At 71.4% G+C, this 15,573-nt stretch carries 12 protein-coding genes; 8 read left to right on the top strand and 4 right to left on the bottom strand.

Going from position 1 to position 15,573, the window contains the following annotated elements; translation table 11 throughout:
- The first annotated feature begins 11 nt into the window (after positions 1–11).
- The 3 genes from OH804_RS03690 to OH804_RS03680 are packed head-to-tail and all read left to right on the top strand — an operon-like array spanning position 12 to position 2,878.
- Positions 12–1,487 (top strand): PH domain-containing protein, encoded by a 1,476-nt coding sequence (locus OH804_RS03690; RefSeq protein WP_406062743.1) that lies wholly within the window; start codon positions 12–14, stop codon positions 1,485–1,487.
- Between the two features lie 54 nt (positions 1,488–1,541).
- Entirely contained in the window at positions 1,542–1,889 is a 348-nt protein-coding gene (locus tag OH804_RS03685) for a PadR family transcriptional regulator (protein WP_406062741.1), read from the top strand.
- Positions 1,886–2,878, top strand: coding sequence for a hypothetical protein (locus OH804_RS03680; protein ID WP_406062739.1), 993 nt, complete (start codon positions 1,886–1,888; stop codon positions 2,876–2,878). Before OH804_RS03685 ends, OH804_RS03680 begins: the two co-directional genes overlap by 4 nt.
- Here the strand turns inward: OH804_RS03680 and OH804_RS03675 are convergent.
- On the bottom strand, positions 2,875–3,960 hold the full coding sequence (locus OH804_RS03675) for a phosphatase PAP2 family protein (RefSeq protein ID WP_406062737.1): 1,086 nt from the start codon (positions 3,958–3,960) through the stop codon (positions 2,875–2,877). The genes OH804_RS03680 and OH804_RS03675 overlap by 4 nt on opposite strands.
- A gap of 127 nt (positions 3,961–4,087) precedes the next feature.
- Between OH804_RS03675 and OH804_RS03670 the strand changes: the two genes are divergently transcribed.
- Together OH804_RS03670 and OH804_RS03665 are read left to right on the top strand one after the other, a co-directional pair.
- Positions 4,088–4,492, top strand: a complete 405-nt coding sequence (locus OH804_RS03670; RefSeq protein ID WP_091403819.1) for a thioesterase family protein — start codon at positions 4,088–4,090, stop codon at positions 4,490–4,492.
- Positions 4,489–5,319: an MBL fold metallo-hydrolase gene (locus OH804_RS03665; RefSeq protein ID WP_406062735.1), complete on the top strand. Its 831-nt coding sequence runs from the start codon at positions 4,489–4,491 to the stop codon at positions 5,317–5,319. The genes OH804_RS03670 and OH804_RS03665 overlap by 4 nt, the downstream gene beginning before the upstream one ends.
- Positions 5,320–5,428: 109 nt before the next feature.
- Here OH804_RS03665 and OH804_RS03660 read toward each other — a convergent pair whose 3' ends face one another.
- Together OH804_RS03660 and OH804_RS03655 are read right to left on the bottom strand one after the other, a co-directional pair.
- The gene (locus OH804_RS03660) at positions 5,429–6,364 is read right to left on the bottom strand and encodes a PfkB family carbohydrate kinase (RefSeq protein WP_406062733.1); all 936 of its coding nucleotides are present in this window, start codon (positions 6,362–6,364) and stop codon (positions 5,429–5,431) included.
- 114 nt (positions 6,365–6,478) lie between these two features.
- Positions 6,479–7,630, bottom strand: coding sequence for an XdhC family protein (locus OH804_RS03655; RefSeq protein WP_406062731.1), 1,152 nt, complete (start codon positions 7,628–7,630; stop codon positions 6,479–6,481).
- Between the two features lie 392 nt (positions 7,631–8,022).
- Between OH804_RS03655 and OH804_RS03650 the strand changes: the two genes are divergently transcribed.
- A complete protein-coding gene (locus OH804_RS03650; RefSeq protein ID WP_196925081.1) occupies positions 8,023–9,090 on the top strand; it encodes a lytic polysaccharide monooxygenase in 1,068 nt (355 codons plus the stop codon).
- A gap of 97 nt (positions 9,091–9,187) precedes the next feature.
- Here OH804_RS03650 and asnB read toward each other — a convergent pair whose 3' ends face one another.
- Positions 9,188–11,149, bottom strand: a complete 1,962-nt coding sequence (gene asnB / locus OH804_RS03645) for an asparagine synthase (glutamine-hydrolyzing) (RefSeq protein ID WP_091405235.1) — start codon at positions 11,147–11,149, stop codon at positions 9,188–9,190.
- Between the two features lie 132 nt (positions 11,150–11,281).
- On the opposite strand from asnB, the gene OH804_RS03640 reads away from it, so the two are divergent.
- Both OH804_RS03640 and OH804_RS03635 read left to right on the top strand, forming a co-directional pair.
- On the top strand, positions 11,282–12,763 hold the full coding sequence (locus OH804_RS03640; protein ID WP_406062728.1) for an aminopeptidase P family protein: 1,482 nt from the start codon (positions 11,282–11,284) through the stop codon (positions 12,761–12,763).
- An 866-nt stretch (positions 12,764–13,629) separates the two neighbouring features.
- Positions 13,630–15,423 carry a hypothetical protein gene (locus OH804_RS03635; protein ID WP_406062726.1) on the top strand — a complete coding sequence of 598 codons (1,794 nt, stop codon included), beginning with the start codon at positions 13,630–13,632 and terminating at the stop codon, positions 15,421–15,423.
- The last annotated feature ends 150 nt before the right edge of the window (positions 15,424–15,573 follow it).

Here is a 15,573-nt window from a genome sequence, read left to right as displayed (position 1 = left end):
GAGCCGCGCCGATGAGCGACGGGCCCGCCGAGCCGAGCACCGTGCCACCCACCGGCCCGACGCCACCGCGGCCGGTGCTGCCCGCTGGCACGTCAGCCACCGACGCGGCTCCCCCCGGGCCGCCGGGAGCGCCCGCGCCGTGGCCGACACCACCCGGCGGCGGCGAGGGCGAACCCCGGCAGCGACTGCACCCGCTCAGCCCGGTGCTGCACGGCGCCAAGTCCCTGGTCGTGGTGATCGCCGGGCTGTCCTGGTCAACGCTGTCCCGGGTGGGCTTCGGCTGGTTCGCCGCCATGGTGGCGGTGCTGGCGCTCGGCGCGACAGTGCTGTCGGTGGTCAGCTGGTACAACACCGGCTACCACGTCGTCGGCCGGGAACTACGGGTGTACGAGGGGCTGCTCTGGCGGCGTACCCGGGCCATCCCGTTGGAACGGTTGCAGGCCGTGGAGGTGGTCCGGCCGCTGCTCGCCCAGCTCACCGGCCTGGCCGAGCTGCGCCTGGAGGTGGTCGGCGGAGGCAAGACCGAGGCGCCGCTGGCGTACCTCGGGGTGGCCGACGCGGCAGTGCTGCGCGAGCGTCTGCTGGCGCTGGCCGGGCGGGTGGCGCAGCTGCCCGCGCCCGGCGACGCGGCCGCCCCAGTGGCGCCGGGTATGACAGCGCCGCCGGCGGCCGTGCCGGGCCGGCCACTGCACGCGGTACGCAACCAGAACCTGCTGATCAGCCAACTGCTCACCCCGCAGGCGTTCCTGCTCCCGTTCGGTGTGGCCTTCGTCGTGGTGCAGTTCCTCACCGCCGGATCATGGTCGTTCGTCGCTGTGGCGAGCACACTGACCGCGATGGCGGGTGTGCTGCTGCAACCGATCCGCCGGGTCCTCGACGACTGGAACTTCCGGCTGGCCCGCGACGGCGGCACACTGCGGGTGCACAACGGCCTGCTGGAGACGCGGGCGCAGACCGTGCCGTTGGACCGGGTGCAGACCGTGCGGGCCACCTGGCCGCTGCTGTGGCGGATGAAGGGCTGGCTGCGGCTGCGGCTGGAGGTGGCCGGTTACTCCGTCGCGGAGGCCGACGACCGCAACCGGCCCGACCGGTTGCTGCCGGTCGGCGACCTGCCGACGGCGACGATGATCGTCGCCGAGGTGCTTCCCGGGGTACGCCTCGACGTGCTCACGCTGAGCCCACCTCCGCGCCGGACCCGTTGGCTGCACCCACTGGGCCGCGCCGCGTTCGGCGCCGGGCTGTTCGAGGAGGTCTTCGCCACCCGGTCCGGGCGGCTCACCCGGCAGCTGGTGATCGTGCCGTACGCCCGGATCCAGAGCGTGCGAGTGGTCCAGGGGCCCCTCCAGCGCCGGCTGGGGTTGGCCTCCGTACACGCGGACACCGCGGGCGGCTCCGGCGCCACCGCCCAGGACCGCGACCTGGCTGAGGCCTGGGCCCTGGCGGCCGATCTGACCACGAGAGCCCACCAGGCCCGCACCCAACCCTGACCCGCCCCGGTCCACGTCGTTGCTATATATATCGCCGTGCGATATATATAGCACATGGACATCAGCGAGCAGACGTTCCTGATCCTCTCCGCCCTCGCCGACCAACCCCGCCACGGCTACGCGGTGGTGACAGAGGTCGACGAGATGACCGACGGCAGGATCCGGTTACGCGCCGGCACCCTCTACGGGGCCCTCGACCGCCTCGTCACCCAGGGGCTCATCGCCCCCGACCACGACGAGGTGGAGAAGGGCCGGCTGCGCCGTTTCTACAAACTGACCGACGCGGGGGCGGACGCCATCCGCGCCGAGAGCCAGCGGATGGCCACCGCGGTCCGGCTCGCCGAGGAGCGCCTCAACAAGCGTGCCGCCCGCAACGCCCCACACCTTGGGACCATCGGATGAGCCCGGACATGGGCCCCCTGGAACGACGATATCGGCGGCTGCTGCGCCTGCTGCCCGCCACGCACCGGACCACCCGCGGCGAGGAACTGCTCGGGCTGCTGCTCGACCTCGACGACGGCCGCCGGCACCCCAGCCGGCACGAGACACTGCACATCATCGCCCTGGCGATCCGGCTGCGACTCACCACGCCCGTCACCACCACGGCCCTGACCACCGGGCTCACCGCCCTGCTCGTCGCCGCCGGCACCCAGCCCGCCGGTCACACAGTGGACCTGTTTACCGGCGCCGTCCTCGCCCCCGACATGTCGGCCGTCATCGCCAGCTGGCCGCAGCTTGTCGCTCTCGGCCTGCTGCCCCTCGCGCCGCTGATCGCCTGGCTGTGCGGCGCGACCCGGACCGCCCTCACCCTGCAGGCGATGTTCCTGACGGCCACCATGGGTTGGCTCGTCATCGACGTGCTCAGCGGCGCCAGCCTGGGAATCAACCCCGGCCAACAAGTCCTCGCGTACGCCGCCCCACCGGTCCTGACCCTCGCCCTGCTCGCGATCGCCGCCCGCGAGCGGTGGGCCGTGCCCCGGCCGCGCCTGTTCTGGTGGGCCCTCGTCCCGCTCGGGATCCTCGCCTGGAAGGGCACCGGAGAGTGGGGGCGCCACGGCGTCTACGTTCCCGACGCCGTGCCGACGGTCATCGGGATCCTCACCGCCACCGCCGTCGCTGTCGGAGCCGCCGTCGCGGTCCGCCGCCACCGGCCCGCCGTCATCATCGGCGTCGGACTCACCGGGTTCATCGCCGGATGGCTCGTCCCCGACCCGCTGCTCTCCAACACGGCGATGCGGCACTTCGACGGTCAGCCGCTGCCACTGGCGATCGTCATCACGGTGATCGCCGCCACCATGGCCGGCATCAATCGCCTCGCCCGTCGCCTCAGGCCCGAGGTGCGGTCGCTACCACCCGATGAACCCCTGCTGAGCGACCCTCATGGGATCTAACGGTCGGCGGGGATCGCAGGGTGGGTGGTGGTGTCCGGTTCCCGTGGAGACGGGGGCTCGGGCTCGCCGGGCGGGGGGTCGGTGGGCGACGGTGGGGGTTCCGTGGCCTGTTCCGACTTGGCGCTCGGGTGGCGGACACGCCAGGCCGCCCAACCACGCTCCGCCAGACCGACCACCAGGAACGTCAGCCCCACGTACGCCCAGCCGACCAGCACGTCGATCACGTAGTGCTCACCCGAGTAGACCAGGGTGAAGGTCATCGCCAGCGGGTACGCGAGCAGCAGCGGCCACCAGCGACGACGGGTGGCGGTCAGGAAGAACAGCACCACGAACAACGCCCACGCGGTGTGCAGCGACGGCATCGCGGCGACCGGGTTGGAGGCGATCTGGCCGGCGTTGAGGACGTTGCCGGCGCCGTGCATGCCGAACGCCTTCCACCCGCGGGTCGAGATCCGGGCGACCTCGGTGAGCAGGCCGTTCTGCGCCGCCCACCAGGGCGGGGCGGCCGGGTAGATGAAGTAGGTGACCAGGCCCGCAGCGCAGAGGAAACCCCAGCGCCGCATGTACGCGGCCCACCGGTGCCGGTCGCGCAGCCAGAGCACCGCGGCGGCGGTGAGCGCCACCACGAAGTGGGAGAAGTACACCCAGCTCGCCGCGACATCCCACCAGTGCACCTGCGGGTGGTAGAGGTGCTCCTGCAACCAGACGGTGGGCACCTCCCCGCCGGTGGCCCAGCCGAACATGAACCGGTCGGCGACGATCAACTCCATCGCGTGCGGCGTGGCCCCGTTGTCGGCGAAGCCGCGCGAGAGGTTGTAGACCACGAACAGCAGCACCACCGGCACCCAGTCCCGGGCGAAGCGCAGGTGACTGCGCCAGGGCCGTTCGCTGTTCCAGGCGATGGTCGCGAGCCAGATCCAGACGAAGGCGTACGCCGGGTCGGTGGGCAGGCCGATGGCCAGCCACGCGGCGACGAAGGCGACCGCCCAGACGGTCATCGCGACGACGCGCCGACGACCCCCGTCCGGGGACGCGGGCGGGTCGGTCCGGGCGGGGGGCTGGGGGTCAGTCACGACGGCCATCGGGGTCAAGGTTAACGACGGGTACGGCATAGACCGACGGGGACCACCCGTAGGTCGTCGCGGGCGGGTGCGCCCGGATCGCCGGGCGCGTGCTCGACGTGTCCGGCGAACACCTAGGCTGACGACCATGCAGGAGCAGCCCGAGCCGGCCTTCGCGCCGGGTCTGACCGCCCAGGTCGAGTTGACCGTCACCGACGCGGACACCGCCCAGGCGGTCGGTTCCGGGGACGTACCGGTGCTGGGCACTCCCCGGGTGCTGGCGCTGGCGGAGGCGGCCACCGTCGCGGCGACGGCGACCGGAATGCCGCCCGGGTCGACGACGGTGGGCACCCGGGTCGAGTTGGAGCACCTGGCGCCGACAGTGGTCGGCCGGACGGTGCGCGCGCAGGCGCTGCTGGCGACCGTCGACGGTCGCCGGCTGTCGTTCGAGGTCACCGTCAGCGACGGTGACCAGACGGTGGCCCGGGGCCGGGTGGACCGGATCCTGGTCGACCGGGCACGCTTCGTCGAGCGCGCCGGGCGGGCCTCGTGAACGCCGGCTTCGTCGAGGTCGCCGACCGGGTGCACGTGCTGGCCGAGCCGCTGCTGCGGGTCAACGTCACACTGGTCGTCGGCGACGACGAGGCGCTACTGGTGGACACGCTCTCGTCGGCCGCGCAGGCCACCGAGCTGGCCGTGGCCGTCCGGGCGATCACCGACCGCCCGTTGACGCTTGTCAACACCCACCACCACTACGACCACTGCTTCGGCAACGCCGTCCTGGCCGGCGACCCACCCCGACCGGTGTACGCGCACGAACTGGCCGCCACCGCCCTGCGCGAGGAGCCGGAGCGGCTGCGCCGCGAGGCGTACGAGGAGTTGCGTGCCGAGCATCCGGCGCTCGCCGCCGAGCTGGCCGACACCCCGCTGCTCGCCCCGACGCACACGGTGCACGTCGAGACGGTCCTCGACCTGGGGGGTCGACGGGTGCTGCTGCGCCACCCGGGGCGGGGGCACACCGAGGCCGACCTGGTGGTGCACGTGCCGGACGCCGACGTGCTGGTCGCCGGGGACCTGGTGGAGCAGAGTGGCCCGCCCGCCTTCGAGGACTCGTACCCCTTGCAGTGGCCGGACGCGGTCGCGGACCTGCTGCGGCTGACCACCGCGCGCACGGTGGTCATCCCCGGCCACGGCGACCCGGTGGACGTCGACTTCGTCCGGGCCCAGCACGCGGAGCTGGCGAAGCTGGCCTGGCTGATCCGGGCCGCGCACACCGGCAGCGCCCCGCCGGAGCGGGTGGCCGCCGAGGCCCCCTTCGGCGCCCGCCCCGCCCTGGTCGCCGCCCACCGCGGTTACCTGGAACTGACCGGCACTGCCTGACCCCCCCGCCGCCGCGATCTTGCACTTTGTGCGGGGCCATAGATGAGCAAAGCGGACCAACCGTCGACCGAAAGTGCAAGATCGGCGCGGGGGGTGGGGTGGGGTGGGGTCAGGTGTGGAAGCGGTTCTCCACGGCGGCGCGGGTGGGCATGGCGGTGGCGCCGCCCGGGGATTCGCAGACCAGGCCGGCCACCCGCAGCGCGAAGGCGACCCGGTCGGTCCAGCCGGACGGGCTCTCCGGTTCACCGTCGACGAGCAGGTCGGCGATCAGCGCGGCCATCACCGAGTCACCAGCGCCGGTGGCGTCGATCGCGTTGACCTTGGGGGCCGGCACCCGGACCGGGTCGGCGTCGGCGGCGGCCAGCACCGCACCGGCCGCGCCGAGCGTGACCACCACCGTGGCCGCCCCCAACTCACGCAGGTACACCGCCACCCCCTCGACCGGCTCACCGGGATAGAGCAGCACCGCGTCGGCGGCGCTCAGCTTGACCAGGTGCGCGCCGGCGGCGAACTCGGCCACCACCTCGCGCAGCCCTTCCAGCGCGGCCGGCCCGTTCAGCAGCCGGGGACGGACGTTCGGGTCGAAGACCCGCAGGCCGGGGGTGAGCGACCACGCACGTCGGGCGGCGGCCAGCGGGTCGGGTTGGAGCAGCACGATCGAGCCGCAGTAGAGCACGTCGGCGCCCTCCAGCAGCGACAGGTCCAGGTCGTCGGGGCCGAGCAGTCCGTAGGAGACCGGCTCGCCGTAGAAACGGAAGTCCGGCTCCGGCCCCGCGTACGTGACCACCGCGAGCGTGGTCGGCGCCGGCACCGTGATCGCACCGGCCACCCCTACGTCGGCCGCGGCGAGGAAGGCGCGGATCCGGCCGCCCAGCGCGTCGTCACCGAGCGAGCCGACGAACTGTGCCGCTCCGCCGAGTCGGGCCACCCCGACGGCGACGTTGAGCGGCGCGCCGCCGATGGCCTGCCGATAGACCCGCTCCCCGTCGAGTTCGCTGTCGAGCAGGTCGACGAGCGCTTCGCCGAGCACCACCGCGTATCCCATGCCGATCCTCTCGTCGTCGCCACCGGCCGTCGCCCGCCGAGCCGATCGCCGTGGCACCAGGCTGGCACAGCGCGCAGCCCGATGGGCACCGAAGGCCGCGTACCGACGTGCGGACTACCCCGGCTGGTGGATCGCTCCGTCGAGCGCCGCGAGAGGGCGGCCGGTGCCGCCCCATCGGGCCGCGACGATCTGCGCGGCCACACTCACGGCGGTCTCCTCCGGGGTACGACCACCGAGGTCCAACCCGATCGGGGAGGCGAGCCGGGCCAGTTGCTCCGAGCTGAGCCCCGCCTCGCTCAGCAGCTTGTGTCGTTCGTCGTGGGTGCGCCGTGAGCCCATCGCGCCGACGTACGCCAGCGGGTGGCGCAGTGCCAGCTCCAGCAGCGGCACGTCGAACTTTGGGTCGTGGGTGAGTACGCACACCACCGTCCGCTCGTCGAGCCGATCGGCCGCCAGCTCGGTACGCAGGTAGCGGTGCGGCCACTGCACCACCACCTCGTCCGCCTCGGGGAAGCGCCGCGCGGTGGCGAAGACCGGCCGGGCGTCGCAGACGGTGACCCGGTAGCCGAGGAACGCACCGATCCGGGTCACCGCGGCGGCGAAGTCGATCGCCCCGAAGACGATCATCCGGGGCGGGGTGGCGTACGCGGTCACGAAGAGGCTGATGCCGTCGCCTCGCCGCTGCCCGTGGTACCCGTACCGGAGCGGTCCGCTGCGTCCCGCGGCGAGCAGCCCGAGGGCGTCGGCGCGGGCGGCGGCGTCGAGCCGGTCGTCGCCGAGCGAGCCGACGGTCCGTTGGCCGGTCAGCACCAGCCGCCGGCCGAGCCGCCGGGCCGGGTCGGTCGGCCCGGCCCCCGGAGAAGTGCCGTCGTCGGCGGCCACGCAGGTGACGATCGCCGCCGGCTGGCCACCGCGGCGGGCGGCGGCGACCGCGTCCAGCGCCGGCAGGGCGCCCGCGTCGACCCGCTCCACGAACACGTCGAGAATGCCGCCGCAGGTCAGGCCCACTGTGTACGCGTCGTCGTCGCTGATCCCGTAGCGGCACAGCTCGGGTTGGCCGGTGTCGAGCACCCGCCGGGCCCGTTCGTAGAGATCCGCCTCGACGCAGCCGCCGGAGACGCTGCCGACGACAGTGCCGTCGGCCGCGACCACCATGGCGGCGCCGGGTGGCTGCGGGGCGGAGTGCCAGGTGGCCACCACGGTGGCCAGCGCGACCGGCTCGCCGTCGCGGCACCGGCGGTGCACCTCGTCGAACACGTCCGGCACCGGTGGCCGCCTCTCCGTTCCCGCTCCCCGTACGCAGGATATGGCGTGCACCGGCGACCGGCGGCTCTTCTCATGCATCGAGTAACGCCTATTGCGCTCGGCTCGTTCGGCGTGGTGGGATGACGCGTACCGGGCGGTGCGAGGGCTGCGGCGCCGCCGGTTGCCGGGTTGGTTAGACGCGAGGGCACCGGTCCAGGACAGGACCGTCGACGGCGCACGTCCACTGGCTGTTTTCCGCCGGGGCACGTCGCCGTGATCGTCGCACCGCTCACGACAGCGGGGCGATCACGCCACAACCCACCCGATTGCGGCGGGGCGGCTCAGCCAGCGCCCCTCGCGAGTCAGGAGAACCCGTGAACCGTTCCCGTGTGGCCGCGTTGCTCACCGCGGCCATGACCCTCGCGCTGGGCGTTGTCGCCCTGGCGTCCACTCCTCAGCCGGCCGCCGCGCACGGCGCGGCGATGACGCCGGGCAGCCGTACCTACCTGTGCTGGCAGGACGGCCGCAGCCAGACCGGTGAGATCAGGCCGAACAACCCCGCGTGCTCCGCCGCGGTGGCGCAGAGCGGAGCGAACTCGCTGTACAACTGGTTCAGCGTGCTGCGCTCCGACGCTGGCGGCCGGACCACCGGCTTCATCCCGGACGGGCAGCTGTGCAGCGGCGGCGCAACCGGTTTCCGCGGCTACGACCTGCCCCGCACCGACTGGCCGCTGACCCATCTGACCGCCGGGGCGCGGCTGGACTTCAAGTACAGCAACTGGGCGCACCACCCGGGCACGTTCTACTTCTACGTGACGAAGAACAGTTGGAGCCCGACCCGGGCCCTGGCCTGGAGTGACCTGGAGGAGCCGTTCCTGACGGTGACCAACCCGCCGCAGCGCGGCTCGGTCGGCAGCAACGACGGGCACTACTACTTCAGCGGCAACCTGCCGTCGGGTAAGAGTGGCCGGCACATCATCTACTCCCGCTGGGTCCGCTCGGACTCGCAGGAGAACTTCTTCGGCTGCTCCGACGTGACCTTCGACGGCGGCAACGGCCAGGTCACCGGCGTGGGTCCGGGTGGCACGCCGACCGACCCGCCGACCGACCCGCCGACCGATCCGCCGACCGACCCGACGGATCCGCCGACCGACCCGACCACCCCACCGCCGTCCGGCGGTGACTGCATGGCCGCCTACAAGGTGTCCAGCACCTGGCAGGGTGGATTCCAGGGCGAAGTCACGATCATGAACCACGGCAGTACGCCGTTCGCCGGTTGGACCGCGAGCTGGACCTGGCCCAACGGACAGGCGATCAGTCAGATCTGGAGTGCCACCCAGACAACGTCCGGCTCAACGGTGACGGCGACAAATGTCGGCTACAACGGCACTGTCGCACCGAATGGCAGCACGACGTTCGGCTTCCTGGCGAGTTCCACAGGAACCAACGGACTCCCCACAGTCACCTGCGCCCGCCGCTAACCACCACCCCACCACCACCCTGAAATGATCAAGAGGTTTGCGTCACCGGAACCACTCCGGATGACGCAAACCTCTTGATCAACAGGGTGGGGCAGGGTCAGCGGACCATGGAGCCGACCACCGGCTTCGTGAGCAGTGCGGACTGGTTGCGCTGGATACCCGGGTCGAGCGTCTTGGCCACGAAGATCGCGTGCCAGATGCAGAAGATCAGCACCGTCCACACCTTGCGGGAGTGGTCGGCCTCCTCCCGCTTGTGCTCGTCGAGCAGCCGCAGCGCGTACGACAGGTCGAGCAGGTCACCCGCACCCGAGGTGCTGAGCACGTGCCGGGCCCACTCGTACATCTCGCCGCGCAGCCAGACCCGGGTGGGGGTCGGGAAGCCCAGCTTCTTGCGGTTGACGATGGCCGGCGGCACGACACCCTGCAACGCCTGACGCATCGCGTACTTGGTGGCGTCGGAGCGCGGCGGCAGCTTCAGGTCGACCGGGATCTTCGCCGCGACGTCGAAGACCTCACGGTCGAGGAACGGCACCCGCACCTCCAGCGAGTGCGACATCGAGATCCGGTCGGCCTTGACCAGGATGTCGCCGCGCAGCCAGGTGTAGAGGTCGACGTACTGCATCTTGGTGACGTCGTCGAGCTCCGTGCACTCGGCGTAGATCGGGGCGGTCACGTCCGTGTAGCGCACCGAGGGGTCGTAGCGGCGCATCAGGTGCTGCTTCTCCTCCTCGGTGAACATCCGGGCGTTGCCGTAGTACCGCTCCTCGATCGGGGTGGTGCCGCGCTCCAGGAAGCTCTTGCCCTTGACCCCCTGCGGGATCGCCTTGGAGACCGCGCGCAGCCCCTTCTGCACGCCGCCGGGCAAGCCGTTGACGGTGCCCAGCGACAGCGGCTCCCGGTAGATCGTGTAGCCACCGAAGAACTCGTCCGCGCCCTCACCGGAGAGCACCACGGTGACGTGCTCGGCGGCCTTCTTGGCCACGAAGTAGAGCGGCACCAGCGCCGGGTCGGCCACCGGGTCGTCCAGGTGCCAGACGATCTTCGGCAGCGCGTCGATCATGTCCTGCGGACCGATCTTGGTGGGGATCGTCGTGACGTCGAGGTGCCGGGCCGAATCCTGGGCGACGTCGATCTCCGAGTAACCCGGCACGTCGTAGCCGACGGTGAAGGTGAGGATGTTCGGGTTGAACTCCCGCGCCAGCGCCACCACAGCTGTGGAGTCGATGCCGCTGGACAGGAACGAGCCGACCGGCACGTCGGAGCGCATGTGCATGCGCACGCTCTCCCGCAGCGTCTCCCGGATCTCGTGGTACAGCTTCTGCTCGTCGTCGACCGGCGCGGGCCGGAACACCGGCCGGTACCACCGGCGTACGTCGATCCGGCCGCCCGGGGTCCAGTTCAGGTACTCCCCGGAGCCGATCCGGCTGATGCCCTTGTGCAGGGTGCCGGGCTCGGGGACGTACTGAAGGGTCAGGTAGTGGCTCAGGTTGGCCGTGTCGACGCCCGCGTCGCCCTGGTAGTTGCTGTGCGCGAACGGCAGCAGCGCCTTCTTCTCCGAGGCCAGGTAGAGGCCGTCGGCGGTCTCCAGGTAGTGCATCGGCTTGATGCCGAAGTAGTCGCGGGCACCGAACGCCCGGCGCTCCTGTCGGTCCCAGATGACGAAGGCGAACATGCCCCGCAGCCGGGTGAGCACCTGCTCACCCCAGAAGTGGTAGCCCGCGACGATCACCTCGCCGTCACCGGCGGTGGCGAACTGGGCACCGAAGTTTCTGATCAACTCCTCGCGCAGTTCGATGTAGTTGTAGATCTCGCCGTTGAAGGTCAGCAGGTAACGGCCGTTCGCGTAGGGCAGTGGCTCGTGGCTCGACGCGACGTCGATGATGGCCAGCCGCTTGTGGGCGAACACGCCGTCCGCGTACCGGCCGGAGGCGTCGCCGACCACCTCGACCCCGGTCTCGTCGGGGCCGCGGTGGTGCAGGCATTCCAACGCTCCGGCGATGTGGTCGCGATGCGCTGCGGCGTTGCCGTTCGCGCTGAAGAAGGCCAGAAGTCCGCACATGGTGGCCATCTTTCCACGCGCGCTGTCGGCCCTTGCAGCCGTCCGTCGATCCACCCGACTCCCAGGGGGCGTTACCGCCAACCGGACGCGCGGTACCGTCGGGACCAGCAACGAAGCGGAGGGAGCGGCGCAATGACCGAGGGACAGACCGACGGTACGCCGACGGACGGTACGGAATCGCACGATCCGGACTTCCCGGAGGCGTTCCTGTCCTTCATGCGGCAGGGCTGGAGCGACACCGCGCTTCCCGTGACGCCCCGCCCGGAGACGCCCAACTACGCCAAGCGGCGGGCCGCCCTCTCGGCGGCCTTCCCTGGCGAGACGCTGGTGATCCCCACCGGCACCGAGAAGGTCCGGGCAAACGACACCGACTACCCGTTCCGGCCGGGCAGCGACTTCGCCTACCTGACCGGCGACCACGACGCCGACAGCGTGCTGGTGCTGCGCCCGAACGGCTCGGGGCACGACGCGACGCTGTACATGCGGCCCCGGTCCTCCCGGGAGACCGACGAGTTCTTCCGCAGCCGCAACGGCGAGCTGTGGGTGGGCCGGCGGCACACCCTCGGCGAGAAGTCGACCGAGCTGGGCCTGCCCACCGCCGACCTGACCGGCCTGGAGGCGACGCTCGCCGACCTGGCTCCGGGGCGTACCCGGGTGTTGCGCGGTTTCGACGCCCAGGTGGACGCGGCCGTCCGCCCCTACGACGGGCCCCGGGCCGAGGGTCAGCCGGCCCGCGACCGGGAGCTGGCCATCGCCATCTCGGAGATGAAGCTGGTCAAGGACGAGTGGGAGATCGGCCAACTCCAGGACGCGATCGACGCCACCGTACGCGGCTTCGAGGACGTGGCCCGGATCCTGCCGGCCGACCGGGCGGTCTCCGAGCGGCTGCTGGAGGGCGTCTTCGCGCTGCGGGCCCGCCACGACGGCAACGACGTCGGGTACGGCTCGATCGTCGGCGCCGGCGAGCACGCCACGATCCTGCACTGGGTGCACAACCACGGCGCCACCCGACCGGGTGACCTGCTGCTGATGGACATGGGTGTCGAGGGCCGCAACCTCTACACCGCCGACGTCACCCGGGTCCTGCCGGTGAGCGGCCGGTTCACCGCGCTACAGCGCCAGGTCTACGACATCGTGTACGCCTCGCAGCAGGCCGGCATCGAAGCCATCCGCCCGGGGGTGAAGTTCAAGGACGTCCACCTGACCTGCATGCGGGTGCTCGCCGAGGGCCTGTCCGAGCTGGGTCTGCTGCCGGTGAGCGTGGACGAGGCGATGGACGAGAAGTCGACCGTCTACCGGCGGTGGACGCTGCACGGCTTCGGTCACATGCTCGGCATCGACGTGCACGACTGCTCCAACGCCCGCAAGGAGACGTACCGCGACGGCGCGCTGGGTGAGGGCTACGTGCTCACCGTCGAGCCCGGCCTGTACTTCCAGCCGGAGGACGAGCTGGTTCCCGCCGAACTGCGCGGTGTGGGCATTCGGATCGAGGACGACGTGCTGGTCACCGCGACCGGCGCGGTCAACCTGTCGGCCGGGCTGCCCCGGACCTCGGACGAGGTGGAGACCTGGCTGGCCGAGCAGCGCGAAGCCGGCCCCCGCCTGCCCGGCTGACCCGCCTGTCCAACTGACCCGCCTGCCCAGCTAACAGCGAGCCCAGCTGACCCGCCTGCAGCTGACCCGCCTGCCCAGCGTGATCCACTCGGCTTCCTTGAAGTCGCGCTGTCCCCGCCGCTCGGATACCGCGCTTTCAAGAAAGCCGAGTGGATCACGCCTTGAGGGCGGGCAACGTTCGCTATCCGCACACCCCGACGGCCGTACCGGCGCACCGACAGCGACAGCGACACCGGCTGCGACACATCGGCGCCCGACCCCGCACCGTCGACCCGCAAAACCGGCGGCGGCGCCACACGGGCCGACACTCGCACACCAGAGGCGACACCCGCACGGCCCCGCCGACAGCCGCACACCGGTGGCCAGCCACACGGCCGCGCGAACACCGTCACGCCCTGCGCGCCGTTGAGCGCCGACACCCGAACACCGGCGGCGACACCCACACGGCCCGCCGACAGCCGCACACCGGTGGCCAGCCACACCGCCCCACCGACACCCGCACACCGGTGGCGACGGCCTGCACGGGGCCGTGGCGAGGTTCGGCTGGCCCAGCGGCGTCGTCCGTCGATGTTTGTGCTGCTCAGGCCCCTTTCCAGCCGGCCCGGCCCGGTTGCCCGCGGTCATCTGACCTGCGCCAAATGCGTGGTTATCTCGGATAAGTCCGCATCGCGAAGATGGTTCTCATACGGTGGGGATCAGTAGCTGCAAACCCATTTGTAGCTGGTCGTGGCGCCTCGGGCGATGCGATCCCGTCTGGTAGCAGGAAAGGGCGGAAGGCTCTGATGTCCAACGACGTAACGAGTACCGACGGCGGGGCCTCGGCAGCTCCGCCGACACGGCGAAGGCGGGCACTCTGGGTCGCCGGCGTGGCCGGGCTGACCGGCGTGGTCGGGCTGGCGGCCCTCGGCGGCATCGCCGCTCGGGACGACAAGCCAAAGGCCGACCAGGTCTCCGACGGGCAGCCGTCGACCAATCGGCAGAACGTCAGCGACGACGGCGGCGCGGCCAAGGGCGGCACCAAGGACGACGGCGGTCAGGACGATGAGTGGAGCGGCGACGACTGGAGCGGCTTCGACGACCGGTCCGGCAAGGATGGCGAGGACCGCAGGGACGGAAAGCACGACGAGAGGGACCGCACCAAGCAGGTCCCGTGCGACTCCGACAAGCTGATCCAGGCGATCACGTTCGCCAACAACAAGGACGGCGGCGTGCTGGAGCTGGCCAAGGGCTGCACCTACACCCTGACTCGCAACCAGGACGGCAACGGCCTCCCGGTGATCACCGAGAACATCACCCTCAAGGGCGAGCACACCACCATCGGCCGCGAGGCCACTGCCGACTACTTCCGCATCCTCAACGTCGGCGCCGGCGGGCAGCTCACTCTCAAGGGCCTGAGCATCAGGGGTGGCCAGACCCTTCAGTCCCCGATGACCGCCGACCCGGCGACGGTCTGGGCGCCGTACTCGGCAGTGGTCCGCTCCACCGTTTCCAAGCCGACCGCAGCCAAGCCGGCCGCCACGGCAGCGAAGCCTGCCGCCACGACCGCCAAGCCGGCAGCCGCCGCAGCCAAGGCCGCCAAGCCGGCAGCCGCCGCAGCCAAGGCCGCCGCCAAGCCGGTGGCAGCGAAAGCAGCGGCAGCCAAGGCCCCGGCGACGGCGACCAAGGCCGCACCAACGGCCACCAAGGCCCCGGCGGCCACCAAGCCGCTAGCCGCAGCCGCCAAGCCCGCCGCGGCGACAGCCGCCAAGCCGGTAGCGGCTGCCGGGCCGGCGGTGGCGCCGCTGGTCGAGCAGCCTGGGTTCACCGACGGCGCCGGGGTGCTGGTGCAGCCCGGTGGTCGGGCGGAGATCCTGGACAGCGAGTTGCTCTACAACCAGTCCGGCGGCAACGGCGGCGGGCTGGCCAACTTCGGCAGCACGAGGCTCAGCAAGACGACTGTCGCTCACAACACTGCCTTCTTCTTCGGCGGCGGCATCTTCAACGCCGGCGTACTCCAGGTCGACGAGTCGAAGATCAAGGACAACACCGGGATCATCGGCGGCGGTGGCATCTCCAACGGTGCGGCGCGGATCTTCACCGAGGACGTCGACGGCGGCTCGGTCTGGGTCCACAAGAGCGAGATCACCGACAACGAGACGCTCGGCTTCGGTGGCGGCGTCCTGGATGTCGAGGGCACCACGACGTTGCACCAGAGCACGGTCAGCGGCAACACCGCGGTCCTCGCCGGTGGTGGCGTCGCGGTGGCCGACAGCCAGCTCACCCTCAAGGACGCCACGGTGGCCAAGAACAGCACCGCTGGCGTGGGTGGCGGCCTGGCCGTGGCCTTCGACAGCGTCGCGACGATCGAGAACAGCAGGATCAAGGACAACACAGCGGGCTTCTTCGGTGCCGGCCTCTACAACGAGGACAGCATCACCACGCTGCGCGACAGCGAGGTGACGGGCAACCGGGCTGTCGGCCCGTTCGGCAGCGGTGGCGGCATCTACAACACCGACGGCGGCGAGGTCAGCCTCCACCGGACGAAGGTGACGCACAACTTCGCCACCCTGCCGCCCGGCGGGATCTCCAACGGCCTCTTCAGCCAGGTGCGGCTGGACGACGAGTCAGTGGTGTCCGCCAACCGCCCCACCAACTGCCTGAACGTTCCCGAGTGCTTCTGACGGGAACGGGTGGCTGATCCACATAGAGGGCGCGCCTCTCCGAGCCGTGAACGGCTCGGAGGGGCGTACCCATTTGGGCAGGTCAGGGGCTTGCCGGCCGGCTAGGGCCACACTGCGTCGGTCCGGCCTCGCTGGGGGCAACATGAACCG

Origin of the sequence: Micromonospora sp. NBC_00860, assembly GCF_045207375.1 — a bacterium.
GTDB lineage: Bacteria > Actinomycetota > Actinomycetes > Mycobacteriales > Micromonosporaceae > Micromonospora > Micromonospora vinacea.
Note: the sequence above shows the minus strand (reverse complement) of the source record. Positions and strands in the feature narration are given on the sequence as shown.